23 protein-coding genes are annotated in these 24,855 nt (G+C 70.9%); 12 read left to right on the forward strand and 11 right to left on the reverse strand.

All coding sequences use genetic code 11. The features are described 5' to 3' along the window. Nucleotide 1 precedes the first annotated feature (1 nt). The 6 genes from LQ222_RS10195 to LQ222_RS10220 are packed head-to-tail and all read left to right on the forward strand — an operon-like array spanning nucleotide 2 to nucleotide 5,198. The gene (locus tag LQ222_RS10195) at nucleotides 2–1,078 is read left to right on the forward strand and encodes a carbon-phosphorus lyase complex subunit PhnI (RefSeq protein ID WP_230166205.1); all 1,077 of its coding nucleotides are present in this window, start codon (nucleotides 2–4) and stop codon (nucleotides 1,076–1,078) included. Further along, on the forward strand, nucleotides 1,075–1,935 hold the full coding sequence (locus tag LQ222_RS10200; protein ID WP_230166207.1) for an alpha-D-ribose 1-methylphosphonate 5-phosphate C-P-lyase PhnJ: 861 nt from the start codon (nucleotides 1,075–1,077) through the stop codon (nucleotides 1,933–1,935). Before LQ222_RS10195 ends, LQ222_RS10200 begins: the two co-directional genes overlap by 4 nt. After that, nucleotides 1,932–2,687 (forward strand): phosphonate C-P lyase system protein PhnK, encoded by a 756-nt coding sequence (gene phnK / locus LQ222_RS10205; protein ID WP_230166209.1) that lies wholly within the window; start codon nucleotides 1,932–1,934, stop codon nucleotides 2,685–2,687. Before LQ222_RS10200 ends, phnK begins: the two co-directional genes overlap by 4 nt. Next, entirely contained in the window at nucleotides 2,684–3,382 is a 699-nt protein-coding gene (gene phnL / locus LQ222_RS10210; RefSeq protein WP_230166211.1) for a phosphonate C-P lyase system protein PhnL, read from the forward strand. The genes phnK and phnL overlap by 4 nt, the downstream gene beginning before the upstream one ends. After that, nucleotides 3,379–4,521, forward strand: coding sequence for an alpha-D-ribose 1-methylphosphonate 5-triphosphate diphosphatase (locus tag LQ222_RS10215; RefSeq protein ID WP_230166213.1), 1,143 nt, complete (start codon nucleotides 3,379–3,381; stop codon nucleotides 4,519–4,521). The genes phnL and LQ222_RS10215 overlap by 4 nt, the downstream gene beginning before the upstream one ends. Further along, nucleotides 4,518–5,198, forward strand: coding sequence for a DUF1045 domain-containing protein (locus tag LQ222_RS10220; RefSeq protein ID WP_230166215.1), 681 nt, complete (start codon nucleotides 4,518–4,520; stop codon nucleotides 5,196–5,198). The genes LQ222_RS10215 and LQ222_RS10220 overlap by 4 nt, the downstream gene beginning before the upstream one ends. Here LQ222_RS10220 and phnN read toward each other — a convergent pair. Continuing rightward, on the reverse strand, nucleotides 5,164–5,715 hold the full coding sequence (gene phnN / locus LQ222_RS10225; protein ID WP_230166217.1) for a phosphonate metabolism protein/1,5-bisphosphokinase (PRPP-forming) PhnN: 552 nt from the start codon (nucleotides 5,713–5,715) through the stop codon (nucleotides 5,164–5,166). The two genes, LQ222_RS10220 and phnN, sit on opposite strands and share 35 nt — an antisense overlap. 79 nt (nucleotides 5,716–5,794) lie before the next feature. On the opposite strand from phnN, the gene LQ222_RS10230 reads away from it, so the two are divergent. From LQ222_RS10230 to LQ222_RS10240, 3 genes are read left to right on the forward strand one after another with little or no spacing between them, the layout of a single operon-like run. Then, nucleotides 5,795–7,630: a gamma-glutamyltransferase family protein gene (locus tag LQ222_RS10230; protein WP_308071587.1), complete on the forward strand. Its 1,836-nt coding sequence runs from the start codon at nucleotides 5,795–5,797 to the stop codon at nucleotides 7,628–7,630. After that, a complete protein-coding gene (locus LQ222_RS10235) occupies nucleotides 7,630–8,487 on the forward strand; it encodes a hypothetical protein (RefSeq protein ID WP_230166218.1) in 858 nt (285 codons plus the stop codon). Before LQ222_RS10230 ends, LQ222_RS10235 begins: the two co-directional genes overlap by 1 nt. 2 nt (nucleotides 8,488–8,489) lie before the next feature. Beyond that, the gene (locus tag LQ222_RS10240; protein WP_230166219.1) at nucleotides 8,490–9,308 is read left to right on the forward strand and encodes an amidohydrolase; all 819 of its coding nucleotides are present in this window, start codon (nucleotides 8,490–8,492) and stop codon (nucleotides 9,306–9,308) included. 21 nt (nucleotides 9,309–9,329) lie between these two features. Here LQ222_RS10240 and LQ222_RS10245 read toward each other — a convergent pair whose 3' ends face one another. After that, nucleotides 9,330–10,916 (reverse strand): ABC transporter substrate-binding protein, encoded by a 1,587-nt coding sequence (locus tag LQ222_RS10245; protein ID WP_230166220.1) that lies wholly within the window; start codon nucleotides 10,914–10,916, stop codon nucleotides 9,330–9,332. Nucleotides 10,917–10,977: 61 nt separating this feature from the next. After that, complete coding sequence (locus tag LQ222_RS10250; RefSeq protein ID WP_230166221.1) at nucleotides 10,978–11,469, reverse strand: flavodoxin family protein; 492 nt, start codon at nucleotides 11,467–11,469, stop codon at nucleotides 10,978–10,980. Nucleotides 11,470–11,510: 41 nt separating this feature from the next. On the opposite strand from LQ222_RS10250, the gene LQ222_RS10255 reads away from it, so the two are divergent. Then, nucleotides 11,511–11,906, forward strand: coding sequence for a carboxymuconolactone decarboxylase family protein (locus tag LQ222_RS10255; RefSeq protein ID WP_230166222.1), 396 nt, complete (start codon nucleotides 11,511–11,513; stop codon nucleotides 11,904–11,906). A gap of 73 nt (nucleotides 11,907–11,979) precedes the next feature. Here the strand turns inward: LQ222_RS10255 and LQ222_RS10260 are convergent, their stop codons facing one another. The 5 genes from LQ222_RS10260 to LQ222_RS10280 all read right to left on the reverse strand — a co-directional run bounded on the left by LQ222_RS10260 (nucleotide 11,980) and on the right by LQ222_RS10280 (nucleotide 20,230). Continuing rightward, complete coding sequence (locus LQ222_RS10260; protein ID WP_230166223.1) at nucleotides 11,980–13,740, reverse strand: thiamine pyrophosphate-dependent enzyme; 1,761 nt, start codon at nucleotides 13,738–13,740, stop codon at nucleotides 11,980–11,982. A gap of 127 nt (nucleotides 13,741–13,867) precedes the next feature. Continuing rightward, a complete protein-coding gene (locus tag LQ222_RS10265; protein ID WP_230166224.1) occupies nucleotides 13,868–16,993 on the reverse strand; it encodes an efflux RND transporter permease subunit in 3,126 nt (1,041 codons plus the stop codon). Between the two features lie 6 nt (nucleotides 16,994–16,999). Further along, entirely contained in the window at nucleotides 17,000–18,118 is a 1,119-nt protein-coding gene (locus tag LQ222_RS10270) for an efflux RND transporter periplasmic adaptor subunit (RefSeq protein WP_230166226.1), read from the reverse strand. Nucleotides 18,119–18,188: 70 nt separating this feature from the next. Further along, nucleotides 18,189–19,181, reverse strand: coding sequence for an ABC transporter ATP-binding protein (locus LQ222_RS10275; RefSeq protein ID WP_230166228.1), 993 nt, complete (start codon nucleotides 19,179–19,181; stop codon nucleotides 18,189–18,191). Further along, nucleotides 19,178–20,230 carry an ABC transporter ATP-binding protein gene (locus tag LQ222_RS10280; protein WP_230166230.1) on the reverse strand — a complete coding sequence of 351 codons (1,053 nt, stop codon included), beginning with the start codon at nucleotides 20,228–20,230 and terminating at the stop codon, nucleotides 19,178–19,180. Before LQ222_RS10280 ends, LQ222_RS10275 begins: the two co-directional genes overlap by 4 nt. 249 nt (nucleotides 20,231–20,479) lie before the next feature. Here LQ222_RS10280 and LQ222_RS10285 point away from each other — a divergent pair, with 249 nt between their 5' ends. Both LQ222_RS10285 and LQ222_RS10290 read left to right on the forward strand, forming a co-directional pair. Beyond that, nucleotides 20,480–20,734, forward strand: a complete 255-nt coding sequence (locus LQ222_RS10285) for an Lrp/AsnC ligand binding domain-containing protein (RefSeq protein ID WP_230166232.1) — start codon at nucleotides 20,480–20,482, stop codon at nucleotides 20,732–20,734. Nucleotides 20,735–20,814: 80 nt separating this feature from the next. Continuing rightward, a complete protein-coding gene (locus tag LQ222_RS10290) occupies nucleotides 20,815–21,084 on the forward strand; it encodes a hypothetical protein (protein ID WP_230166233.1) in 270 nt (89 codons plus the stop codon). A 129-nt stretch (nucleotides 21,085–21,213) separates the two neighbouring features. On the opposite strand, the gene LQ222_RS10295 is transcribed toward LQ222_RS10290, so the two are convergent. From LQ222_RS10295 to ggt, 3 genes are read right to left on the reverse strand one after another with little or no spacing between them, the layout of a single operon-like run. After that, nucleotides 21,214–22,710 (reverse strand): amidase, encoded by a 1,497-nt coding sequence (locus LQ222_RS10295; protein ID WP_230166234.1) that lies wholly within the window; start codon nucleotides 22,708–22,710, stop codon nucleotides 21,214–21,216. After that, nucleotides 22,707–23,210 (reverse strand): macro domain-containing protein, encoded by a 504-nt coding sequence (locus tag LQ222_RS10300; protein WP_230166235.1) that lies wholly within the window; start codon nucleotides 23,208–23,210, stop codon nucleotides 22,707–22,709. Before LQ222_RS10300 ends, LQ222_RS10295 begins: the two co-directional genes overlap by 4 nt. Before the next feature lie 24 nt (nucleotides 23,211–23,234). Then, nucleotides 23,235–24,851: a gamma-glutamyltransferase gene (gene ggt, locus LQ222_RS10305; protein ID WP_230166236.1), complete on the reverse strand. Its 1,617-nt coding sequence runs from the start codon at nucleotides 24,849–24,851 to the stop codon at nucleotides 23,235–23,237. Nucleotides 24,852–24,855: the final 4 nt, after the last annotated feature.

Raw genomic sequence — 24,855 nt, forward strand, 5'->3', positions numbered from 1 at the left:
GATGTATGTCGCGGTCAAGGGCGGCGGGCGGGCGATCAGCGCCGCGCATGCCTGGCTCGACGAAACCCGGCGCGGCGACCCGTCGCTGCCCGAGCTGGGCGTCGCGCAGATCGAACAGCAGATGGGCCTGGCGGTGGATCGCGTGATGGCGGAAGGGTCGTGCCACGACCGCTTCCTCGCGGCGCTCGCCATCAAGCAATCGAAGGGCGACCTGATCGAGGCCGCCTTCCTGCTGCGCGCCTATCGCACCACGCTGGTGCGCTTCGGCGCGTCGGACCCCATCGAGACCGCGGCGATGCGCCTGCGCCGGCGCATCAGCGCCACCTACAAGGACCTGCCCGGCGGCCAGGTGCTGGGACCGACCTTCGACTACACGCATCGCCTGCTGGACTTCGCGCTGGCGGCGGAAGGCGCGCCGCGCGAAGCGGCGCCGGAAGCCGGCGCGCCGGTCGGCGAGGTGCCACGCGTCACCGAATTGCTGGCCCGCGAGGGGCTGATGCAGCGCGAGGTGCCCGACGATGCCGAGCCCGGCGACCTGACGCGCCAGCCCCTCGCCTTCCCCGCCGCGCGCCCGGTGCGGCTGCAGAACCTGGCGCGCGGCGACGAGGGCTTCCTGCTGGCGCTGGGCTATTCCACCCAGCGCGGCTATGGCGGCAACCATCCCTTCGTGGGCGAGATCCGCGTCGGCCATGTCGCGGTGGACTTCACCCCGCCCGAGCTGGGCTTCGCCATCGACATCGGCGACATCGCCATCACCGAATGCCAGATGGTCAACCAGTTCGCCGGCAGCCGCACCGAACCGGCACAATTCACGCGCGGCTACGGGCTGGTCTTCGGCCATGGCGAACGGCGTGCGATGGGCATGGCGCTGGTCGATCGCGCGCTGCGCGCCCAGGAGCTGGGCGAGGACGTGACCGCGCCCGCGCAGGATGCGGAATTCGTGCTCTATCACTCGGACAACATCGAGGCGACCGGCTTCGTCGAGCACCTGAAGCTGCCGCACTACGTCGATTTCCAGAGCGAGCTCGAGAACCTGCGCACCATCCGCCGCAGCGCGATGCAGGACCTCGCCGAATGACCGCGCCCGAGACCGGCTACACCTTCGCCTACCTGGACGACGCCACGAAGCGGATGATCCGCCGCGCCATCCTCAAGGCGGTGGCGATCCCCGGCCACCAGATCCCCTTCGGCGCGCGCGAGATGCCGCTGCCCTATGGCTGGGGCACCGGCGGCATCCAGGTGACGGCGTCGATCCTTGGCCCGGACGATGTGCTGAAGGTGATCGACCAGGGCTCGGACGACACCACCAACGCGATCTCGATCCGCCGGTTCTTCACGCGCGTCGCCGGCGTCGCCACCACCGAGCGCACGGCGGACGCCACCATCGTGCAGACCCGCCACCGCATCCCCGAGCGCGCGCTGCGCGAGGACCAGGTCATCGTCTACCAGGTGCCGCAGCCCGAGCCGCTGTCGAAGCTGGAACCCCGCCGCGCCGAGACCGAGCGCCTGCACGCCCTGGCCGACTACGGCCTGATGCATGTGCGGCTGTACGAGGACATCGCGCGCCTCGGTCACATCGCCAAGGCCTACGACTACCCGGTGATGGTGAACGGGCGCTACCTGATGTCGCCCTCGCCCATCCCCGCCTTCGACAACCCCAAGATGGACCGCATGCCCGCGCTGCAATTGTTCGGCGCGGGGCGCGAGAAGCGCATCTACGCCATCCCGCCCTACACGTCCGTCCGCAGCCTGGACTTCGAGGACCACCCCTTCCGCCCGATCCGCGCACCCCACGCCTGCGAATTGTGCGGCAGCACGGACAGCTACCTCGATGAGGTGCTGACCGACGATGCCGGCGGGCGGATGTTCGTGTGTTCCGACACGGATTACTGCGGCGAACGCCAGGCCGGCGCGAACAAGGCGGCCGCCGAATGACCGCGCTGCTCACCGCCACCGGCCTGGACCTGCGCTTCGGCGCCATCCCCGCGCTGGTCGATGTGGCCATCGACATCTCGGCCGGCGAGGTTGTGGCGATCGTCGGCGAATCCGGCTCCGGCAAGACCACGCTGCTGCGCGTGCTGTCGGGCATGATGGCGCCGGATGCCGGCACGGTGCTCTGGCAGGGCCAGGACCTGCGCGCGATGGGCGAGGCCGCGCGCCGCCGCCTGATGCGCACCGACTGGGGCTTCGTCCACCAGAACCCGCGCGACGGGCTGCGGCTGAATGTCTCGGCCGGCGGCAATGTCGGCGAACGCCTGATGGCCGTCGGTGCGCGGCACTACGGCAACATCCGCGAACAGGCGCTGGACTGGCTGAAGCGCGTCGAGGTGGATGCGTCGCGCATCGACGACCTGCCGCGCACCTTCTCGGGCGGCATGCAGCAGCGCCTGCAGATCGCCCGCACGCTGGTGACGCGCCCGAAGCTGGTCTTCATGGACGAACCGACCGGCGGGCTGGATGTCTCCGTGCAGGCGCGCCTGCTCGACCTGATCCGCGGGCTGTCGCGCGAACTGGGCCTGGCGGTGCTGATCGTCACGCACGACATCGCGGCCGCGCGGCTGCTGGCCGACCGCATGCTGGTGATGCGCCGGGGGGAAGTGGTGGAACAGGGCCTGACCGACCGCGTGCTGGACGATCCGCAGCATCCCTATACGCAGCTGCTCGTCTCCTCGGTGCTCGCGGCATGAGCGCGGCGCTGCGCACCGAAGGGCTCGGCAAGGCCTTCACGCTGCACCTGCAGGGCGGCGTGCGGATACCGGTGCTGGGTGGTGTCGATCTCGCCGTGCATGCGGGCGAATGCGTGGCGCTGTGGGGGCCGTCCGGGGCGGGGAAATCCACGCTGATGCGCTGCCTGTACGGCAACTACGGCGCGGGCGGGGGGCGCATCCTGCTGCGCCATCGCAATGGCGAACTCGACCTTGCCACCGCCACGCCGCAGCAGGTCATCGAAGCGCGGCGGGAGACGATGGGCTATGTCTCGCAATTCCTGCGCGTCATCCCGCGCGTGGCCACGCGCGACATCGTGGCCGAACCGCTCATCACGCGCGGCATGGCACGCGAGGACGCCGCCGCGCGCGCGACCGACTTGCTGCACCGGCTGAACCTGCCCGACCGCCTGCACGGATTGCCGCCCGCCACCTTTTCCGGCGGCGAACAGCAGCGCGTGAACCTCGCGCGCGGCTTCGCCCCCCACTACCCGGTGCTGCTGCTGGATGAACCCACCGCGAGCCTCGACGCCGCCAACCGCGCAGTCGTCATTGGACTGATCCGCCAGGCCAAGGCAGAAGGCAGCGCCATCATCGGCATCTTCCACGACACCGAGGTGCGCGAGGCGGTGGCCGACCGCCTGTACGACGTGCTCCCCCAGCAGGACGCCGCATGACCGCCGAGACCATCCTGACCAACGCACGCCTCGTCCTGCCCGACGCGGTGATCCACGGCACACTGATCATCCGCGACGGCCGCATCGCCGAGATCGCCGCCGGCCGCAGCCACGCCGCCACCGCGCGCGACCTGGATGGCGACCACCTGATCCCCGGCGTGGTGGATGTGCATACCGACAACCTGGAACGCCAGGTGCAGCCGCGGCAGAACGCCCGCTGGCCCTCGCGTTCCGCGATGATCGCGCATGACGCGCAATGCGCCGCCGCCGGCGTGACAACCGTGTTCGATGCGCTGTGCCTGGGCGACCTCGGCTTCGACCAGGGGCGCGGGCAGACCTTCCTCGATGGCGTGGCGGACCTCGACGCGCTGGCCGGCACCGGCGCGCTGCGCGCCGACCACTACCTGCACCTGCGCTGCGAATTGCCCGCGCCCGACATGATGCCCGCCGTCGATCCCGTGGCCGACCACCCGCTGGTGCGCATGGTCAGCCTGATGGATCATTCGCCGGGTGTCGGCCAATACCGCGACCTGGTGCGCTATGTCGCCATGCGCATCCGCCAGACGCAGATGACCCAGGCCGAGGTGCAGGACCGCATCGCCTTCCTGCTGGACCAGCGCGAGCGCATCCGCAGCCCGCAGCGCGCCTGGCTGCTCGACCGCATCCGCCATCGCGCCCTGCCGCTCGCCTCGCATGACGACGACACGCCCGACGATGTGCGCGCCAACCTGGCCGACGGCATCACCATCAGCGAATTCCCGGTCACCATGGACGCCGCGCAGGCGGCGCGCGACGCCGGGGTCGAAGTCATCGCCGGCGCGCCCAACATCGTGCGCGGCGGCAGCCATTCCGGCAATGTCGCCGCCGCCGACCTGGTGCGCGCGGGTGCGGCCGATGCCTTCGCGTCGGACTATGTGCCGGCCTCGATGGTCGAAGCCGCCTGGCGCACCGTGCAGGACACCGGCATCAGCCTGCCGCGGGCCGTGGCGATGATCACCGACCGCCCCGCCCGCATGGCGCATATGCCCGATCGCGGGCGGCTCGAAGCCGGGCTGCGCGCCGACCTGGTGCAGCTGCGCGACGTGCAGGGCATCCCGGTGGTGCGGCGCGTGTGGCGCGAGGGCACGCGCGTCGCATGACGCCCCATCGCCTGGCGCTGTACTGGGCGCCCGCGGTCGACGACCCGCTGCATGCGCGCGGCTCCGCCTGGCTCGGCCGCGATGCCGAAGCGGGCGCCGCGATGGCGCAGCCCGTGGTCGATGGCATCGACCTCGCGCAGGCCACCGACGACCCGCGTCGCTATGGCCTGCACGCCACGCTGAAGCCGCCCTTTCGCCTGCGCCACGGCTACGCGGCTGCGCGCGAAGCGACCGTGGCCTTGGCCGCGCGCATCGCCCCCTTCGACCTGCCGCCGCTGGCGGTCCACGACCTCGACGGTTTCCTGGCTTTGCGCGAGACCACGCCCTCCCCGGCCCTGCATGCGCTCGCCGATGCCTGCGTCATCGCGCTCGACGACCACCGCGTCCCGCCCGACGCCGCCGAGATCGCGCGCCGTCGACCCGAACGCCTGAACACGGCGCAACGCGCACATCTCGACCGCTGGGGCTACCCCCATGTGTTCGAGGAATGGCGCTTCCACGTGACGATGACGCGGCGGCTCTCACCGGACGAGAAGGCCGTGCTCATGCCGGCCGTCACCGCCTTCCTGGGCGATGCGCCCGCCCTGCCGCGGCGTATCGGCGCCATCAGCCTGTTCGTCCAGCCCGCGCCGGGCGCGCCCTTCACGATCGCCGAGCGTCTTCCGCTGCGCGGCTGAGCACGGCCGCCACCCGCGCCGCGCCGTCCTGCGGCGTCGCGTCGTTCATCACGGTGGTGACATCGAGACCCTCCGGCAGCACCGCCTCGCGCGCCAGCCGCGCGGCGATGTCGGACGCCGCCTCGCGCCCGCGCGCGGCAAGGCGCGCCGCCAGCACCGCGACCGGCGCGGTGATCACCAGCACCCGCAGCCGGTAGCGCGTCGCCGCCTGCGCCAGCACGCCGCGCGACAGGTTCGCCACCACCACGCGCCCGGCCGCCATGTCGTCCTCGATGCCGCGCGGGATGCCATAGGACAGCCCATGCGCCGCCCACCACAACGCGAAGCCGCCGGCGGCGCGTTCGGCCGCGAATTCCGCCGCGCTCACCGCGCGATGATCCTCGCCGCCGGCCTCCGCCGGGCGCGTGATGGCGCGCTGGACAAACACGAAGCGCGCATCGCCCGCCAGCTGTGCCCGCGCGGCGCCCATCAGCGTGTCCTTGCCCGCCCCGGACGGGCCCACGACAGCCACCAGCATCGCCTTCGCTCCCGCAGGATTGACGCGCCCCGTGTGCTGCGCGACGACATTCCACGCAAGCCCTGAAGGATGCGCGCCGATGCCCTTCGACCGACTGGCGACGATCGGCTTCCCGGCCAAGGAGCCGCCCAGCATGTTCACCACCCGCCCCGAGATCATCGGCACCTTCGGCGCCGTCGCCTCGACCCACTGGATCGCCAGCCAGGTCGGCATGTCGGTGCTGGAACGCGGCGGCAATGCCTTCGACGCCGCCGCCGCCGCCGGCTTCGCGCTGCAGATCGTCGAACCGCACCTGAACGGCCCGGGCGGCGACTGCCCGATCATCCTGCACAGCGCGCGCATCGGCACGCAGCAGGTCATCTGCGGGCAAGGCCCCGCACCGGCGGGCCTCACGGTCGCGCATATGCGCAGCCTGGGGGCGGAGATCATGCCCGGCACCGGCCTGCTCGCCACCCCCATCCCCGGCGCCTTCGACGCCTGGATGCTGATGCTGCGCGACCACGGCACCTGGTCGGTGCGCGACGTGCTGTCCTACGCCATCGGCTATGCGCGGCACGGCGCGCCGATGGTCCCGCGCGTGCGCGCCACCATCGAGAGCGTGCGCCCGCTGTTCGAATCCGAATGGCCGACCTCGGCCGCGCTGTGGCTGCGCGATGGCGGGCCGGAGCCGAACGGCCTGTATGCCAACCCCGTGCTGGCCGATACCTACGACCGCGTGGTGCGCGAAGCCGAAGCGGTCAGCGGCCGCGAAGCGCAGGTCGATGCCGCCCGCAACGCCTGGTATCGCGGCTTCGTCGCCGAGGCGATCGGCAGGTTCGCCGCCACGACCGAGGCGATGGACACCTCCGGCCAGCGCCACCGCGGCGTCATCACCGCCGACGACCTGGCCCGCTGGTCCGCGACGATCGAGGCGCCGCTGACCTACGACACCCACGGCCACACCATCCTGAAATGCGGCCCCTGGAGCCAGGGCCCCGCCATGCTGCAGACCATGGCGCTGATGGCGGGCTTCGATGTCGCGGCCATGGACCCGCTCGGCGCCGAATTCATCCACCATGTGCTGGAATCGATGAAGCTCGCCTTCGCCGACCGCGAGGCCTTCTACGGCGACCCGGCCTTCACCGACGTGCCGATGGCGACGCTGCTGTCGCCCGCCTACACCGATGCCCGCCGCGCGCTGATCGGCGCGCAGGCGAACAACGCCTTCCGCCCCGGCAGCCCCGATGGCCGCGAAGCGCGCACCGACTACGCCGCCGCGCTGCGCCGCGCGCAGGACCTCGCCGCCGCGATGGGCTCGGGCGAACCGACCGTCTCGCGCCTGGGTGCCGCGGGCGGCGACACCTGCCACGTCGATGTGATCGACCGCCACGGCAACATGGTCAGCGCCACGCCATCGGCCGGCTGGCTGCAATCCTCGCCGGCCATCCCGGAGCTCGGCTTCTGCCTGGGGTCGCGCTGCCAGATGTTCTGGCTGGATCAGTCGCTGCCCAACGGCCTGCAGCCGGGCAAGCGGCCGCGCACCACGCTCTCGCCCTCGATGGTGCTGCGCGAGGGCAAGCCCTGGATGTCCTTCGGCACGCCGGGCGGCGAGCAGCAGGACCAGTGGCAGGCCATCATGCTGCTGCGCATGATGCATCACGGCTTCAACATCCAGCAGGCGATCGACCTGCCCGCCTTCCATTCGGAACACTGGATCAGCAGCTTCTGGCCGCGCGGTGCCAAGCCCGGCAAGGCGGTCATCGAGGGCCGCTACGCGCCGGAGGTCCTGGCCGACCTGATCGCCCGCGGCCATGCCGCCGAGATGGGCGGCGAATGGTCCGAAGGCCGCCTCACCGGCGCGCGGCGCGAGGCCGACGGCACCATCCGCGCCGGCGCCAATCCGCGCGGCATGCAGGGCTACGCGGTGGGCCGCTGATGCGCGTCCTGCTCGCCATCGTCCATTTCTTCCGGGCCGAGGAACGCTCGACGCATTCCTCGACCGACGCGCATCGCCGCGACCAGCGCGCCGCCGTGCTGCGCGGCGTGATCGATTCCTGGCGCGGCACCTTCGGCCCCGCCACCGCCATCAACATCGAGACGAAGCGCTTCGACCGGCTGCGCGGCAGCGTCGATGGGCTCGACATCGCCGTCATCACCAATGGCAGCGACCACCTGCTGGATGACGCGCACGCCAAGGCGCGCGGCGTGCGCCACATCAAGGTGCAGGTGGACAACCCGCGCATGCTGGGCTTCGCCGCGCAGAAGGTCTTTGCCGAAGCGCGCAACAGCTACGACCTGTTCTGCTACTCCGAGGACGACCTGCGCGTCGGCGACCCGGGCTTCATCGACAAGCTCATGGCCTTCCAGGACTGCTTCGGCTGGAAGCGCGTGCTGGCGCCCAACCGCTTCGAATGGAACGCCGCCGGCCCCACGCTGAAAACCTGGATCGACGGGGATCTGCGGCCCGGCGCCATCGCGCAGTGGGTGGATGCCCTGCCCGACGAAGCCTTCCTGCACCGGCCGGTTCCGGGCCGCCCGGCGCTGGCCTTCCGCCGCGCCGCCAATCCGCATAGCGGCTTCTACGCCCTGACCGCCCAGCAGCTCGCGCATTGGTCGCGCCAGGCGCATTACCTCGACCTCGACAGCAGCTTCATCTCGCCGCTCGAAAGCGCCGCCACGCTCGGCGTGATGAAGACCTTCCCGATCTACAAGTCCTTCGGCACCGATATGGGCCATTTCGAGGTCGAGCACCTCGACACGCGGTTCTCCTCCATGAAGCTGCCGGGAGCGTGAGCATGCGGATCATCGACGCGCAGGTGCATATCTGGGGCAGCGGCACGCCCTCGGGCGACCACCGCCAGGTGTCATCCTTCACGGTGGATGAACTGCTCGTGGAAATGGACGCGGCCGGCGTCGACGCCGCCGTGCTGCATCCACCGGTCTCCTGGGACCTCGGCGCGAACGCGCTGTGCGAGGCCGCCGCCGCACGCCACCCGCAGCGCCTGTGCATCCTGGGCCAGGTGCCGCTGGACCAGCCCGCGACCAGCCGCCCGCTGCTCGCCACGTGGCGCGAGCGCCCCGGCCAATGCGGCCTGCGCTATCCGCTGGTGCGCGCCGACCAGCAATCCTGGCCCTTCGACGGCACCATGGACTGGCTATGGCCCGCGGCCGAGGAGGCCGGCCTGCCGGTCGCCACGCTGGCCTGGCGCTTCCTGCCCGAGCTCACGCGCATCGCCGAGAGACACCCCAACCTGCGCCTGATCATCGACCATTGCGGCGTGAAGCGCAGCGGCAAGGGCGCCGAGGCCTTCGCGGATATCGACGCCGCCTGCGCGCTGGCGCGATTGCCGAATGTCGCGCTGAAGGCGACCGGCGCGCCGTGCCATTCCCTGCTGCCCTACCCCTTCCGCGACATCCATGACGGGCTGCATCGCCTGTACGACGCCTTCGGCCCGGACCGATTCTTCTGGGGCACCGACATCACCCGCATGCCGTGTTCCTGGCGCCAGTGCATCACGCTGTTCACCGAGGAACTGCCCTGGCTGCAGGGCCCGCAGCTGGAGCGCGTGATGGGCCAGGGCATGGTGGATTGGATCGGCTGGCGCGCGCCCTGACGTCGCGCGCCGCCGACCGCGTCAGTCGAGCCTGATCTCACGCACCTGCACCTGGTTGTCGGCGCGATGTGCCACAGTCACGCCGGTACGATGCGCCCAGGGGATCATCATGTGGTACATCGGGATGTGCCCGAGCTGCGCATTGTGCAGCGCATGCGCCTGGCGGATCAGGCCGCGCCGCGCCTCGGGGTCCTGTTCGGAATCGATGCGCGGCAGCAGCGCGTCGAATTCCGCATTGCTCCAGCCCCCGGCATTCCAGGTGGCCGCGCCGCCGACGCTGCGCGACGCCATGACGGCGCGCAGCGTATAGCTGGCATCGAAGGTCGGCACGCCCCAGGACAGGCCATAGAGCATCGGCTCCTGCCGCCGGACACGCTGCGAGAAGACCGCATTCGGCTGGATGGTCAGCGTCGCGCGGATGCCGACGCGCGCCAGCATCCCCGCCACCGCCTGGCAGGCCTCGTCATAGGTGCCGGTCGGGCATTCGAAGGGCACCGAGAAGCCGTTCGGATACCCGGCCTCGGCCAGCAGCGCACGCGCGCGGTCGGGGTTGTAGGGCGTGCGCGTATCGGCATCCTGCGACCAGCCATTCACGTATTGCGTCCACATGCTGCCTGTGGGCACGCCCTGCCCGCGCAGCGTGGTCCGCCGCAGCGCATCGAGGTCCAGCGCATGCGCCATCGCCTGGCGGACCCGCAGGTCGCGAAAGGGGTTGCGCCCGCGCACGTCGCTGCCGGCCAGTTCCTCGAGATCCTGGCGCATGCCGAGCCACACGGTCCGGTTCTCCTGCCCCTCCAGAACGCGCAGGCGCGGGTTGCGCTGGATGCGCGCGACATCCTGCACCGGCACCACATGCACCATGTCGACCTCGCCCGAGAGCAGGGCCGCGATGCGCGTCGCGTCCGAGGTCAGCGTGATGTGGTGGTATTCGCTCACGTTGCCGCCCGCGGACCCCGCACCCCACCAGGCCGGGTTGCGCGCCATGACGGTGCGCTGGTCCACCTCGCGCGACCGGATCACGAAGGGGCCGGTGCCGTTCGCGTTGCGGACGGTGAAGGTCTCCTCCCGCTGTGCGAAATTCTGCGGGATGGTCGCGCGGTTCGCCTCGGACCAGCCGCGATCCATGATCATGATGCGCGTCATCTTGTCGGGCACGACCGGGTCGGGCACGCGCGTGACGATCTCCACCGTCTGCGCGTCGCGCGCCTCGGCCGAGACCACCGTATCGACGAAGATCCCGTAGTTCGAGGTCGGCGCCAGCGCGCGCTGGATGCTGAACACGACGTCATCGGCCTCGAAGGCCTCGCCGCCGGCGAAGCGCACGCCCGGGCGCAGGTGGAAGCGCCAGCGCGTCGGTTCCACCTGTTCCCAGCGCAGCGCCAGGCCCGGATGCACCTTCAGGTCGTCGCCGCGCCAGGTCAGGCCTTCATAGACCTGGTGCACCACCAGGAAGGTGAACAGCGCATTGGTCGCATGCGGGTCGAGCGTGGCGGCATCCACGCTGGTCGCCATGCGGAACACCCGCGGCTGCGGCGCCTGCGCCAGCGCGGCCTGCCCGCCCATCACCGCGGCGATCGCGCCGCCCAGCATCCAGCGCCACTGCGTCATGCTCGTGCGTCTCCGTATCGGGGTCCGCGCGACTGTGCCGGCTTCGCCGCCGCGCGGCAATTCAGAAGGCGCCGATCTCCATGCCCGCCGCCAGCGTCGCACCAAGTTCGGCACAGCGCGCGAGGTCCTGCACGCCGATCACCTTCGGCGCCAGGATCTGCTCCGGCGTCTGCGCGCGGGTGCAGACGATCAGCGGCTGCGCCACCGCGCGCAGCCGCCAGCCTGTCGCGATGCGCGCCACCTGCCGCGCGGCGTTGGTCCCGTCCGACCCCGCGCAGACCATCAGCGCATAGGGCCGCCCCTCGATCCGCCCGAGCACGGCGTAGTAGCAGCGATCGAAGAAATCCTTCATCGGCCCGGCGATCGCGGCGAGCGTCTCCGGTGTCGCGAAGATGCAGCCATCGGCGCCCTGCACATCGTCAGGCCCAGCCGCGCCCGCAGGCAGCAGCCGCACGCGCACGCCCTGCCCGGCCGCCGCCTGCGCCGCCGCCTGCGCCATCGCGGCCGTGCCGCCGGTGGTCGAATGGAACACCACCAGCAGCGTCTTCGTCATGGCCGCCCGCCGCGCCTATGCTGCCCGCAGGAGGACCCCGCATGACCGACGAGACCGCCCACGATGCCCTTCGCACCACCGGCCGCGCCGCGATGCGCGAAGTGCTGGGCGATGCCTACATGGCGAAGCGCGATGCCTCCACCACGCCGCTGAACCAGGCGCTGCGGCATCTGTCGGAGGAATTCCCCTACGCGTCGTTGTGGACGCGCGACACGTTGACGCGGCGCGAGCGATCCATGGTCACGATCGGCATGCTGGTCGCACTCAGCCAGCATCACGAACTGCGCGGCCACCTGGTGGGTGCCATCAACAATGGCTGCACCGAAGCCGAGATCGCGGAGGTCATCACCCATGCCTGCGCCTATGCCGGCTTCCCCGCCGCGATCGCCGCGATGCGCACGGCGGAGGAGGTGCTGCGCGACATCCGCGGCGGCTGAGCGCCGGGGTTTCGCGCGCAGCCGCCACGCCGGTGCTGCGCGCCGCACCGCACCGCGCTGCGAAGCGGCCGTCTCAGCGCGGCCGCGGCCCGGTGCGCCGAGGCGCCGGCGTGCGCGCCGCCTGCGCGGGCACCGGTGCGGCCACCCCCGCCGCCTTGGCCGCCTGCGCGCGCAGGTCGGCGATGGTGGCGCGGTTGGTCACCTGCTCGGGGTTGGTGCGGACCTCGACCACCGCGGGCTTGCCCGAGGCCAGCGCGCGCTTCACCGCGGGCACGAACTGCTCGGTCGTCTCCACGATCTCGCCATGGCCGCCGAAGGCCTCGATGAACTTGGCGAAGTCCGGGTTGGTCAGCGCGGTGCCCGACACGCGCGCCGGATAGGCGCGTTCCTGGTACATGCGGATGGTGCCGTACATCTGGTTGTTGAACACCAGGATCACCGGGTTCACCGCATGGTGGAACGCCGTCGCGATCTCCTGCCCCGTCATCAGGAATCCGCCATCGCCGACGAAGCCGATCACCGCGCGATCCGGGTGGGTGATCTTCGCCCCGATCGCCGCCGGCACCGCATAGCCCATCGCGCCGTTCGTCGGCCCGAGGAAATCCTGCTTCTCGCTGAAGTGCATGAAGCGGTTGGGCCAGGTCGCGAAATTGCCGGCATCGGTGGTGAAGATCGTGTCCTTCGGCAGTTCCTTCTCGAGCGCCTGCAGCGCGGTCGCGAGGTTGAGCGGCCCTTCGTAGTCCTGCGGCTTCGCCTGCGCCACGCGCAGCCCGCGCAGTTCCTTCGTCCAGGCGCCCCAGGCCGGCTTCTTCACGGCGCCGGCCGCCTTGGCCGCCGCGGCGAAGGCATTCAGCTCCGACACGATGCCGAGGGCGGGGCGATAGACGCGCCCGATCTCCGCCTGGTCGGGATAGACATGGATGATCGGCGTGGCGCCCGCCATGTCGAGCAGCGTGTAGCCCTGGCTGACCGGCTCGCCGATGCGCGTGCCGATCGCCAGGATCAGGTCGGCCTCCTTGGCTTTCGCCACCAGCCCGGCATCGGCCCCGACGCCAAGGTCGCCCACGTAGTTCTCGCTGGTGCCGTCGAACAGCCCCATGCGGCGGAAGGCCACCGACACCGGCAGGTCATTCGCCAGCAGCCAGTCGCGGATATCGGCGCGGCCCTGGTCCGTCCAGCGCGACCCGCCCAGCACCACCAGCGGCTTGGTCGCCGCCGCCAGCATCTTCATCACGCGCGGCAGCGCATCGGGCGCGGGGTGCGGGGGCAGCACCTCGGCCGGGCCGATATCGGGCACCGCGGCCAGGCGCTTCTGCATCTCCTCGCTGATCGCCACCACCACCGGGCCAGGCCGGCCCGAGGTCGCGACATCGAAGGCATGCGCCATCAGTTCCGGGATGCGCTTCTCGTCGTCGATCTGCGTGACCCACTTGGCCAGCGGGCCGAACATTTGGCGGTAGTCGACCTCCTGGAAGGTCTCGCGATCGGTCTCCTCGACCGGTATCTGGCCGACCAGCAGCACCAGCGGAGTCGAATCCTGGAAGGCCACATGCACGCCGATCGCGGCATGGCAGGCGCCAGGGCCGCGCGTGACGATGGCGACACCAGGCCGCCCGGTCAGCTTGCCATGCGCTTCCGCCATATGGACCGCACCGGCCTCGAAGCGGCAGGTGACCAACTGCAGCCGATTGCGCACCGCATAAAGCCCATCCAGCAGATCCAGGTAGGATTCGCCCGGCACGCAGAAGACATGCGTCGCACCCTGGGCCACCAGCGCATCGGCCAGCAGCTTCCCCCCCGTGCGCCCCGCAATGGCGCGACGTCCTTCAGTCATGCGGCGATCCTTCCCGAAGCCGTGTCAGCATGGGCGGGAGGCTAGAGCATTTCCTTCCCAGGCGGAATCGCCTGGCCGTGCGGAAAATGCGCGATGGACGACAGCCGCCGCCGTCCAGCCCGCGGCATCACTCAGCAGGCTGCGGCCCATGCCCCTTGCCACGATTCGATTCCAGCGCGGCAAGCTTCGACGCGATCGCCCCGATCGGCTTGGTGTAGGGCGCCAGCAGCAGATACAGCGCCGGCACCGCATACAGCGTGACGAAGGTGGACAGCGTGATGCCGCCCACGATCACCACGCCCAGCGCCTGGCGGCTTTCCGCCCCCGCGCCGGTCGCCATCGCCAGCGGCACCGCGCCCAGCACGGTGGCGATCGACGTCATCAGGATCGGCCGCAGCCGCACCACCGAGGCTTCCAGCACCGCATCGCGCACGCTCATGCCACGGTCGCGCAGTTGGTTGGCGAATTCCACCACCAGGATGCCGTTCTTCGCCATCAGCCCGATCAGCAGGATCATGCCGATCTGGCTGAACACATTCAGCGACGACCCCGTCCACCACAGCGCCAGCAGCCCGCCGGTGATGGCCAGCGGCGTGGACAGCAGGATGATGAAGGGGTGGATGAAGCTCTCGAACTGCGCCGCCAGCACCAGGAACACCACCAGCAGCGCCATCGCGAAGGTCAGGTACAGCGCGCCCGAGGATTCGCGGAACTCCAGCGACTGCCCGCGATAGGAAATGCGTGCCTCGCCCGGCAGGATCTCGCGCGCCACGTCATCGAGGTAGGCCAGCGCATCGCCCAGCGAATAGCCCGGCGCGAGGGAGGCCGTGATGGTGATGGCCCGCACCCGGTCCTCGCGCGACAGGGTCTGCGCGCGCGCGCGCTCGCTCAGCGTCACGATGTTGGACAGCGGCACGAGCCCGCCCGACGCCGTACGCACGAACACGTTCTGCAGGTCATAGGGCGACAGTCGCGCTTCCTCGGGCGCCTGCAGCAGCACCTTGTACTCCTGCCCGCCCACCACATAGGTCGTGACCTCGCGCGATCCCATCATCGTCTCGATGGTGCGCCCCACCGCGGCGATCGACACACCAAGGTCCGCTGCCTTGCGCCGGTCGATCTCGACCCGCACCTCGGGCTTCGTCTCCTTGAAGTTGTGGTCGAGGTTCAGCAGCCGCGGGTTCTCCCGCGCGCGCGCCAGGAACCGGTCCCGCCAATTGATCAGCGTGTCGTAGTCCGGCCCGCCGATCACGAACTGCACCGGCGGCTGGAAGCCGCGCGCGCCCAGCGATGGCGGGTTCAGCGCGAAGCCGCGCACGCCCGGGATCTGCGCGATGACCGGGAAGACCTCGGCGGCGATCGCCTGCTGCTTGCGGCTGCGCTCCGCCCAGGGGGCCAGGCGGATGAAGATGTTCGCCACATTGCCCACCGCCGGGCGCTGGAAGCCGCCCACCGTGGCGAACACCGCCGCCGCCTCGCCGCTGTCGACATAGCGCTGCAGCAGGCGCTCGATCTGGATCACGTGTTCCATGGTGTAGCCGAAGGACGCGCCCTCCGGCCCTGTGGTCGGGATGATGACCACGCCACGATCCTCGGTCGGCGCGAATTCCTTCGGCAGTGCCGCATACAATACCACCGCGAAGGCCGACAGCAGCGCCGACCCGCCCAGCACCAGCAGCGGCGCGCGCAGCGCGCGATCGAGCGTCCAGCGCAGCGACCCGTTCAGCGCCAGGAAGGCGGGCTCCGTCTTGCGGATCAGCCAGCTCTCGCCCTCATGCGCCTTCAGCAGCTTCGAACACATCATGGGCGTCAGCGTCAGCGCGATCAGCCCGGAGAACAGCACCGATGCCGCCAGCGCCAGCCCGAATTCCGTGAACAGCCGCCCGGTATTGCCGCCCATGAAGGACAGCGGCACGAAGACCGCGACCAGCACCAGGGTGGTGGCGATCACCGCGAAGGCGATCTCCCGCGCCCCCAGCAGCGATGCCAGCAGCGGGTCCTCGCCTTCCTCGATGCGGCGATGGATGTTCTCCAGCACCACGATCGCGTCGTCCACCACCAGGCCGATCGCCAGCACCAGCCCCAGCAGCGTCAGCACGTTCACCGAGAAGCCGAGCGCGGCCGTCGCGATGAAGGACGCGATGATCGACACCGGGATCGCGACGGCGGGAATGATGGTGGCGCGCACCGATCGCAGGAACAGGAAGATCACCCCCACCACCAGCGCGAGGGCGATCATCAGCGCATGCTCGACCTCGTAGATCGACTGGCTGATGAACAGGCTCTCGTCATAGCCGGTGATGACGTCGATGCCCTCGGGCAGCGTCGGGCGGATGCGCTCCATCTCCGCCTTCACGCCATTGGCGACCGACAGCGTATTGGCGGTGGATTGCCGCAGGATGCCCAGGCCGATCGCCGGCCGCCCGTTGATGCGATAGGCACCGCGATTGTCCTCGGGGCCGATCTCGATGCGCGCCACCTCGCCCAGCAGGACCTGCGCGCCGGTCGCCGCGCGCGTGACGACAATCTCGCGGAACTGCTCGGGCCGGCTCATGCGGCTGTCGGTGCGCACGGTCAGCTCGCGCTGCGTGCTCTCGATGCGCCCGCCGGGCAGCTCCACATTCTCGCGCCGGATCGCGTCCTCGACGTCCTGCACGGTCAGGTTGCGCGCCGCCAGCGCCTGGCGGTCGATCCACACCCGCATGGCGAAGCGCCGCTCGCCGGAGATGATGACCTGCGCCACCCCTTCCACGATCGCGAGCCGATCGACGATCCGCCGCCGCGCGATGTCGGTCAGGTCGAGCGGCGTCAGCCGGTCCGACGCCAGCGCGATCCACAGGATCGGCCGGCTGTCACCGTCCACCTTGGCCACCACCGGCGTATCCGCCTGCTCCGGCAGCCGCGCCAGCGCGCGCGCCACCCGGTCGCGCACGTCATTCGCCGCGCTGTCCACGTTGCGCGACAGCAGGAATTCCATGGTGATCTGGCTGCGCTCGTCGCGCGACTGCGACGACATCACCTTGATGCCCTCGACGCCCGCCACCGCCCCTTCCAGGATCTCGGTGATCTGGCTGTCCACCACGGGGGCCGACGCACCGCGATAGGTGGTGGTGATCTGGATGATGGGCGGGTCGATCGCCGGGTATTCGCGGATCGGCATGCGCTGCAGCGCGAACAGGCCAAGCACCGTCAGCAGCAGCGAGATGACGGTCGCGAAGACCGGCCGCTTGATCGAGACGTCGGAGAGAACCATGGCGTGTCAGCTCGTCGGTCGTGTCAGGGTCTCGACCACGCGCACCGGCAGGTCGTTGCGCAGCCGCTGGATGCCGCGCACCACCACGGGTTCGCCTGCGTTCAGCCCTTCGCGGATCTCGACCTCGCCGGGCAGGCGCAGCCCCAGGCGCACTTCCTGCCGCCGCGCGCGCCCGTCGCGCACCACGAAGACGAAGGCGCGGTCGCCGACCGGGTCGATCGCTTCCTCGGCCACCAGCAGCGCACGCTCGCGTTCCTCCAGCACCAGTTCCACGGTCAGGAACAGGCCGGGGCGCAGCGCCTCGTCGGCATTGTCGAATTCGCTGATGACGCGCACCGACCGCGTGGCGGGGTCGATGCGCGTGTCGATCACCGCGACGGTGCCGCGGAAGCGCCGGTCGCCATAGGCGATGCTGCGCGCCGTCACCCCGCTGCCCACCCGGATGCGCGCCAGATGCACCTCGGGCACCGAGAATTCCACGCGCACCCGCGCCGTGTCGTCCAGCGTGGTGATGACCGTGCCCGGCTGGATCAGCGCGCCGGGGCTGACCTGGCGCAGCCCGACCCGCCCGGCGAAGGGCGCCGTCACGCGCAATTCCTCGAGCCGCGCCTCGGCCTGGCGCACCCGGCCCTCGGACTGGCGCGCCAGCGCCTCCAGCGTCTCAAGCCGCTGCGCCGCGATGGTCTGCCCCGCCTGCAACTGCCGCGCCCGCACCAGCTGGTTGCGCGCATCGTCCAGCAGCGCCCGCGCCTGGTCGAGCTCGGCCCGCAGCGCCGCGGCATCGAGCTGCACGAGCGTGGACTGCGCCGCCACCAGCTGCCCTTCGGTGAAGCCGATCGTCTCGACGATGCCGGCGACCTTGGAGGTGATGGTCACCGCCTCGCGCGCACGCACGGTGCCCACGCTCTCGACCTTGTCGACCACCTGCGCCACGCGCACCGGCTGCACGATCACGCCGACCGGCCCGCCCGGCCCGCCGCCGCGCCCACCGCCCTGCGCCGGCGGCGCCTGCAGGCCGAGCATCTCGAGCGGCGGCTTCAGGCCGACCTTGTCGCCATGGAAGTGCCAGGCCGCGCCGGCCCCGCCGATCACGGCCAGCACAGCCAATTGGGTTATCGTCCGCATGGGGATCCCACTTCGCCGTCACGCCTATGTGACGGCGCCGCCGGATTTCGGCAAGGCCGCCGCCCGAGACTCACGCCACCGCCACCTTGATGCAGCGCGTCATCCGCCCCGGACCCGCCGGGCGCGGCGGCGGCACGCCCTGCAGGCAGGCCGGCTCGGCCAGCGTGCAGCGCGGTGCGAAGGCGCAGGTGGTCGGCGCGGTCTCCAGGCTGGGCGGCGCGCCGGGAATGGTGGTCAGGCGCTTGCCGCGCATGCCCGGATGCACCGTCGCGCCCAGCAGCCCCTGGGCATAGGGATGCAGCGGGCCGCCCATGAAGGGGCCGACCGCGCCTTCCTCGACCACCCGCCCCGCATACATCACGGCGACGCGGTCGGCGATCTCCCCGGCCACGCCCAGGTCATGCGTCACGAAAATCACGCCCATGCCGAGCCGTTCCTGCAATTCGCGCAGCAGCAGCAGCACCTGAATCTGCACCGTGGCATCCAGCGCGGTGGTCGGCTCATCCGCCAGCAGCAGCTTCGGCTTGCAGGCCAGCGCCACTGCAATCATGGCGCGTTGCCGCAACCCGCCGGACAACTCATGCGGGTAGGCCGCCAGCCGCCGCTTGGCCGAGGGAATCTGCACCAGTTCCAGCAATTCCAGCGCGCGCGCATCGGCGGCCGATCGCGACACGCCCTCGTGCCGCTGCACCGCCTCGGCGATCTGCCGGCCGATGGTGAAGACCGGGTCGAGCGCGGTCATCGGCTCCTGGAAGATCATCGCGACATCGCCGCCGCGGAACTCCGACAGCTGGCTCTCGCTCATGGCCTGCACGTCGCGCCCGGCCACCTCGATGCTGCCGCCCACCTTGGCCTGCCTGGGCAGCAGCTTCATCAGCGCGCGCAGCGTGACCGACTTGCCCGACCCGGATTCCCCCAGCAGGCACAGCACCTCGCCCTGCGCCAGGTCCAGGTCCACGCCGTTCACCGCATGCACGGTGCGGTCGCGGGTCTTGAACAGCACCGACAGGTCGCGTGCGCGCACCAGCGGCTGCGCGGCGTCCGGCTTCAGCGCCGCGCTCATGCCGCGATCCTCGGCGCCGCGCTGTGGCCGCTGCCGGGGATCACCGCATGGCAGGCGGCCTCGTGCCCAGGGGTCAGCGCGGTCGGCGGCGGCTCGCGCTCGGCGCAGAGGCCCTCGGCCATCACGCAGCGCGTGCGAAAGCGGCAGCCGGAGGGCGGGTTGACCGGGTTGGGCGGGTCGCCGGTCAGCGGCGGTTCCGTGCGCCGCCGCGCCGGGTCCATCGACGGGCGCGAGGCCAGCAGCGCGCGCGTATAGGGGTGCGCCGGGCGGTCATAGATCTCCTCGACCGGCCCTTGCTCGGCCACCTTGCCCAGGTACATCACCAGCACGCGGTCGCTGATGTACTGCACCACGTTCAGGTCGTGGCTGATGAAGGCATAGGTCAGGCCGAACTTGTCCTTCAGATCCACCAGCAGGTTCAGCACCTGCGCCTCCACGGATTTGTCGAGCGCGCTGACAGGTTCGTCCAGGATCACCAGCCGCGGCTGCAGGGCCAGCGCGCGGGCGATGTTGATGCGCTGGCGCTGCCCGCCGGACAATTCATGCGGATAGCGCCGCGCGAATTGCCCCGGCGCCAGGCCCACCGCCTCCAGCAGGTCATGCGACCGCTCCCGCGCCTCATGCGCCGACACGCCATGCACCTTGGGGGCGAAGGCGATCGTCTCCTCGATCGTCAGGCGCGGGTTCAGCGACGCGTAGGAATCCTGGAACACCATCTGCACCTGGCGGCGATAGTCGCGGATCGGCAGGCCGCCGGCCTGGTCATTGGCGCCCACCTTCTCGCCATCGAACACCATCTCCCCCGCATCGGGGTCGAGCAGGCGCATCAGCAGCCGCGCGGTGGTGGATTTCCCGCAGCCGGATTCCCCCACGATGCCCAGCGTCTCGCCCTTGCGGATGGACAGGCTGACGCCGTCCACCGCCCGCACATCGGCGACCTTGCGGCCCAACAGCCCGCCACGGATGGGGAAATGCTTCACGAGGCCCGTGACCTCGAGCAGCGGCTGCGCGGGTCCGCCGCGGTCGGGCGCCTGGGTGAATTCGGTCATGTCATCGGGGCTAGCAACTGTCATGCCGGTCCTTTCGGGACTGCGACTCCGGGCTGCGCGCAGAGACTGCCCAAGGCTTGGGCAAGACCATCCTTGCAGCATCCGCGGCGGGCATGAAGCGGAACCTTGCCGTGGCCGGCCGGGTCCGGGCGGCGCCGCCACCGCCCCCGGCGCGGTATCCGGCGCCTTCGCCATGTGCTGCTATCGCCCGGCGAAGCGCCCGGACCGCAGGCGCCCGGAGAAGCACCCATGCGCGCGATATTCGTCATGATCAAATGCGAGATGGGCCAGGCCTATCGCGTGGCCCGCGAAATGGCCGACGGCATCGAGGAACTGTCGGAGATGCACTCCGTCTCCGGCCAGTACGACCTGCTGGGCAAGTTCTACCTCGCCGCCGACCGGGACATCGGCCTGTTCGTGGTCGAGCGCATCCAGACCGTCGCGGGTGTGAAGGACACCTATACGCTGCAGACCTTCAACGCCTTCTCCGGCGCGCAGGGCTGATTAAGGCGTGGCGCCGCAATGGCGCCGCAACGCCAACATGGACGCCAGGCAATGTGCTGGATGCCAGGAGGACCTGCACCATGCGCCTGCTCCCCGCCATCGCCCTTTCCGCCAGCCTCGCGCTCGGCGCCTGCACCAACTACGACGGCTCGCCGGACTATGCCGGCACGGCGGCGCTGGGGCTCGGCGCGGCGGCGGTGGTCGGGCTTGCCGCCATCGCGGCCAACAACAACAACCGCACCAGCAACAACGACCACTACTACCGGGGCCGTGGCTATGACCGCCGCCACGGTGGCTACCGGCACGACCGCTACGCCTACCGGCACGACCGCGGCTATCGGCGCTGGTAGCCGCCGACGGCCCGACCGCCGGCAGGCCTGTTCGCACCGCGCGACCCGCGCGCGACCGGCCGCTGCGCCCGCGCGCTCAGGGCCCCTTCGCGACCGCGCCGGGCGGTGCCGTCATCGACGAACGGCCGGTCAGTCCCAGCCGATCGCGCCGGGCACCTCGCGGATCGGCTGAGCCGCGCGCAACGCCGACAGGTCGGGCACCGGGCGGCGCAGCACGGCGTCATGCGCGAAGGCGGCCTCGATCGCCGCCGCCACGCGCAGCACCAGCGCATCGCCCCCGCGCGGGCCGACGATCTGCAGCCCGAACGGCATCCCCAGCCGATCCAGCCCCATCGGCAGCGAGATCGCCGGATGCCCGCACAGCGTCGGGTAATAGGCGCAGGCCAGCCAATGGAAATACGTGCGCGTCGGCACCCCATCGATCTCGGCCGGATACAGTTCCTTCCACGGACGCGGACTCAGCGTGATCGCCGGCGTGACCAGCACGTCGTGCCGCGCGAAGAAGTGCTGCCAGGCGCGGTACATGCGCGTCTGCCCCGCCGAGGCATTCGCCACATCCTCGGCGGTGTAGCGCAGCCCTTCCTCGACATTGGCGGTCACGTTCGGCCCGACATCCTGCGGGCGCGTGCGGACCTTCTCCAGGTGCGAGCTCAGGATCGCGGTGGCGCGCAGCACCTCGAAGGCCTCGTCGCCGCCGCGGCAATCGGGGTCGGCCTCCTCGGCGGCGCCGAACAGCGGCGCGATGGCGCGCGCACGGATGGCAAACGCCTCGCGCACCAGCTTCTCGACCGGCGCCTGCCCGAAATCGACACTGATCGCGACCCGCAGCGACGCCAGGTCGACCGGCGCCAGCGGATGATAGCGCGCCGCCACGCCGCGCACGGCTTCGCCCGCCAGCGTATAGGCCAGCGGGTCCATCGCATCATCCGACGCCATGGCACTCAGCAGCAGCGCGGTATCCGCCACGTTGCGCGCCATCGGCCCGAGCACCGGCAGCCCCGACCAGCCATGCCCGCGCTTTTCGGATGGCACCACCCCGGGCGAGGGCCGATACCCCACGATCCCGTTGAACGCCGCCGGGTTGCGCAAGCTGCCGCCGGTATCCGACCCCGAGCAGATCGGCGCCATGCCACAGGCCAGCGCCACGCCTGACCCGCCGGAGGACCCGGCCGCCGACTTCATCGGGTCGAAGGGATTGCCCGTCACGCCATAGACGGCGTTGCGCGTATTGGCGCCGGCGCCGAATTCCGGCGTGTTGGTCTTGCCCATCACCACCGCGCCGGCGCGGCGCAGGTTCGCCACCATCCCGCAATCGGCCTCGGGCACGAAGTCCTTGAAGATCGGGCTGCCATAGGTGGTCCGCAGGCCCTTGGTCTCCTCCAGGTCCTTGATGCCGACCGGCAGGCCGTGCAGCGCGCCGAGCGCGCCGCCCGCCATCACCGCCTCCTCGGCCGCCTTGGCGGCGGCGCGCGCGGCGGGCTCGTCGATCGCGACCATGGCGTTGACCGCGTGGTTCACCTCGCCCACGCGCTTCAGGCAGGACTCCAGCAATTCCACGGGCGACAGGGCGCGCCGCCCGATCAGCGCGCGCGCCTCGACGGCGGAAAAATCGCAGGGTTCGGTCATGCGCCGAGTTCCTTTTCGTACAATGCCAGCATGGGCTGGTCGAAGCAGGCGAAGATCACGTCGATCCCGCCACGACTTTCCTCCCGCACCGTCGCGACGGCAATCCGCGTCGCGGCATCCGCCGGATAGCCGAAGATGCCGGTCGAGATCGCCGGAAAGGCGATGGACGCGCCGCCCGCCTGGCGCAGCAGGCGCAGGCTCTCGCGGCAGCAGGATGCCAGCAGCGCGGCCTCGCCCGCCCCGCCGCCGCGCCACACCGGCCCGACCGCATGGATCACGAAGCGTGCCGGCAGCGCGCAGCCGGGCGTGATGCGCGCCTGCCCGGTCGGGCAGGGCGCGACCGGCGCGCAGGCCAGCGCCAGCGCCAGCGCCTCGGCGCCGGCCGCGCGGAAGATCGCGCCGCACACGCCCCCGCCCGTCAGCAGCGCCGCGTTCGCGGCATTCACCACCGCATCCACGCGCAGCGTCGTGATGTCGGCGCGGATCGCGCGCAGCCTCATTGCCCGCGCGGCACCGCCTTGGGGTCAATACCCCAGCGCACACCCATCCTTGCGCGGGTCGGACCCGCCGACCAGGCAGCCCTTCTCGCGGTCGATGAAGATCGCCTGGCCACCGCCATGCGGCTTGTCCACCAATTCGCAGGTGTGACCCAGCCGGTTCAGCCGGTCCACAACTGCGCCGGGGATGCCGGCCTCGACCTGCACCTTGTCACCGCCCGGGCCGTCCTGCGGCATCAGCCGCGGATGGTCGATCGCCTCCTGCACATCCAGCCCGAATTCGAAGTGGTTGGTCAGGAACAGCGTCTGCCCGGTCGGCTGGAAGCGCCCGCCCATCACGCCATAGGGCATGATCGCCTGGCCGTCCTTCATCACCATGCCGGGGATGATGGTGTGCAGCGGCCGCTTGTTGGGCGCGATGCAGTTCGGGTGGCCTTCCTGCAGCCGGAAGCCGAAGCCGCGATTCTGCAGCATGACGCCCGACGTCTCGGCCAGGATGCCGGTGCCGAAGCCTTCGAACAGCGAGTTGATGAAGGAACAGGCATTGCCGTCGCGGTCCACGACGCACAGGTAGACCGTGTCCTTGTGCTTGCCGAGGTCGCTCTCGCCGGCCGGCGGCAGCTCGGGCATCGCGGCGTCGTCGCGGATCAGCCTGGCGAGGCGCTTCAGGTAGTCGGACGACAGCAGGCGATCCACCGGCACATCCACCTGCGAGGGATCCGCGAGGAAGGCATCGCGGTCGCGATAGACCAGGCGCGCGGCTTCGATATGGCGATGGAAGCGCTCGGCGCTGAACGGCCCCTGCTCCGGCGTGTCGAGGTTGCCCAGGATTCCCAGGATCTGCAGCACATGCATCCCCACCCCGTTCGGCGGGCACTGGAACACCTGCATGCCGCGCCAGTCGATCGAGATGGGTTCGACGAATTCCGCCACGTCGGCGCCGCGGGCGAAATCCTCCTCGGTGTGCAGGCCGCCGGCGGCGCGCAGCGTCGCGACGATGTCGGCCGCGACCTCGCCCTCGTAGAAGGCCTTCTTCCCCTGCGCCGCGATGGCCCGCAGCGTGCGCGCCAGCTCGGGCTGCACGAAGCGGGTGCCGAGCGCCGGCGCCTGCCCGTCGCGCAGGAAGCGCCGCGCGGAGGCCTCGTGCTTCATCAGCTTGCCGACCGCCCCCACCCAGTCGGTGGCGACGCGCGGGGAGATCGCGAAGCCTTCCTCGGCATGGCGGATCGCCGGCTGCAGGATGACATCGAGGCCGAGCCGCCCATGCGTGCGGTTCAGCAATTCCCACGCGCTGATCGCGCCAGGCACGGTCACCGAATGGGCCGAGGTATTGACCATGCCGGTCATCCCCGCCGCGCGCAGCGCCTCCGGCGTCGCCCCCGCCGGTGCGCGGCCCGACCCGTTCAGCGCCACCACCTTCGACGACCCGGCCGGCACATACAGGCAGAAGCAGTCGCCGCCGATCCCGGTCGAGGCCGGTTCGATCACGCACTGCACCGCGCAGGCGGCGATCGCGGCATCCAGCGCATTGCCGCCGGCGCGCAGGATATCCAGCGCGGCCAGCGTCGCCTGCGGCATGGAGGTGGCGGCCATGCCGTTCACGCCATAGGCGGGGCTGCGGCCGGGCAAATGGAAATCGCGCATATCG

Origin of the sequence: Roseomonas sp. CECT 9278 (genome assembly GCF_918698155.1) — a bacterium.
Classification (GTDB): Bacteria; Pseudomonadota; Alphaproteobacteria; order Acetobacterales; family Acetobacteraceae; genus Neoroseomonas.

Coding starts and splice junctions, on each gene's coding strand:
- LQ222_RS10195 (WP_230166205.1), top strand. CDS start 2: ATGTATGTCGCGGTCAAGGGCGGCGGGCGGGCGATCAGCGCCGCGCAT.
- LQ222_RS10200 (WP_230166207.1), top strand. CDS start 1,075: ATGACCGCGCCCGAGACCGGCTACACCTTCGCCTACCTGGACGACGCC.
- phnK (WP_230166209.1), top strand. CDS start 1,932: ATGACCGCGCTGCTCACCGCCACCGGCCTGGACCTGCGCTTCGGCGCC.
- phnL (WP_230166211.1), top strand. CDS start 2,684: ATGAGCGCGGCGCTGCGCACCGAAGGGCTCGGCAAGGCCTTCACGCTG.
- LQ222_RS10215 (WP_230166213.1), top strand. CDS start 3,379: ATGACCGCCGAGACCATCCTGACCAACGCACGCCTCGTCCTGCCCGAC.
- LQ222_RS10220 (WP_230166215.1), top strand. CDS start 4,518: ATGACGCCCCATCGCCTGGCGCTGTACTGGGCGCCCGCGGTCGACGAC.
- phnN (WP_230166217.1), bottom strand. CDS start 5,715: ATGCTGGTGGCTGTCGTGGGCCCGTCCGGGGCGGGCAAGGACACGCTG.
- LQ222_RS10230 (WP_308071587.1), top strand. CDS start 5,795: ATGCCCTTCGACCGACTGGCGACGATCGGCTTCCCGGCCAAGGAGCCG.
- LQ222_RS10235 (WP_230166218.1), top strand. CDS start 7,630: ATGCGCGTCCTGCTCGCCATCGTCCATTTCTTCCGGGCCGAGGAACGC.
- LQ222_RS10240 (WP_230166219.1), top strand. CDS start 8,490: ATGCGGATCATCGACGCGCAGGTGCATATCTGGGGCAGCGGCACGCCC.
- LQ222_RS10245 (WP_230166220.1), bottom strand. CDS start 10,916: ATGACGCAGTGGCGCTGGATGCTGGGCGGCGCGATCGCCGCGGTGATG.
- LQ222_RS10250 (WP_230166221.1), bottom strand. CDS start 11,469: ATGACGAAGACGCTGCTGGTGGTGTTCCATTCGACCACCGGCGGCACG.
- LQ222_RS10255 (WP_230166222.1), top strand. CDS start 11,511: ATGACCGACGAGACCGCCCACGATGCCCTTCGCACCACCGGCCGCGCC.
- LQ222_RS10260 (WP_230166223.1), bottom strand. CDS start 13,740: ATGACTGAAGGACGTCGCGCCATTGCGGGGCGCACGGGGGGGAAGCTG.
- LQ222_RS10265 (WP_230166224.1), bottom strand. CDS start 16,993: ATGGTTCTCTCCGACGTCTCGATCAAGCGGCCGGTCTTCGCGACCGTC.
- LQ222_RS10270 (WP_230166226.1), bottom strand. CDS start 18,118: ATGCGGACGATAACCCAATTGGCTGTGCTGGCCGTGATCGGCGGGGCC.
- LQ222_RS10275 (WP_230166228.1), bottom strand. CDS start 19,181: ATGAGCGCGGCGCTGAAGCCGGACGCCGCGCAGCCGCTGGTGCGCGCA.
- LQ222_RS10280 (WP_230166230.1), bottom strand. CDS start 20,230: ATGACCGAATTCACCCAGGCGCCCGACCGCGGCGGACCCGCGCAGCCG.
- LQ222_RS10285 (WP_230166232.1), top strand. CDS start 20,480: ATGCGCGCGATATTCGTCATGATCAAATGCGAGATGGGCCAGGCCTAT.
- LQ222_RS10290 (WP_230166233.1), top strand. CDS start 20,815: ATGCGCCTGCTCCCCGCCATCGCCCTTTCCGCCAGCCTCGCGCTCGGC.
- LQ222_RS10295 (WP_230166234.1), bottom strand. CDS start 22,710: ATGACCGAACCCTGCGATTTTTCCGCCGTCGAGGCGCGCGCGCTGATC.
- LQ222_RS10300 (WP_230166235.1), bottom strand. CDS start 23,210: ATGAGGCTGCGCGCGATCCGCGCCGACATCACGACGCTGCGCGTGGAT.
- ggt (WP_230166236.1), bottom strand. CDS start 24,851: ATGCGCGATTTCCATTTGCCCGGCCGCAGCCCCGCCTATGGCGTGAAC.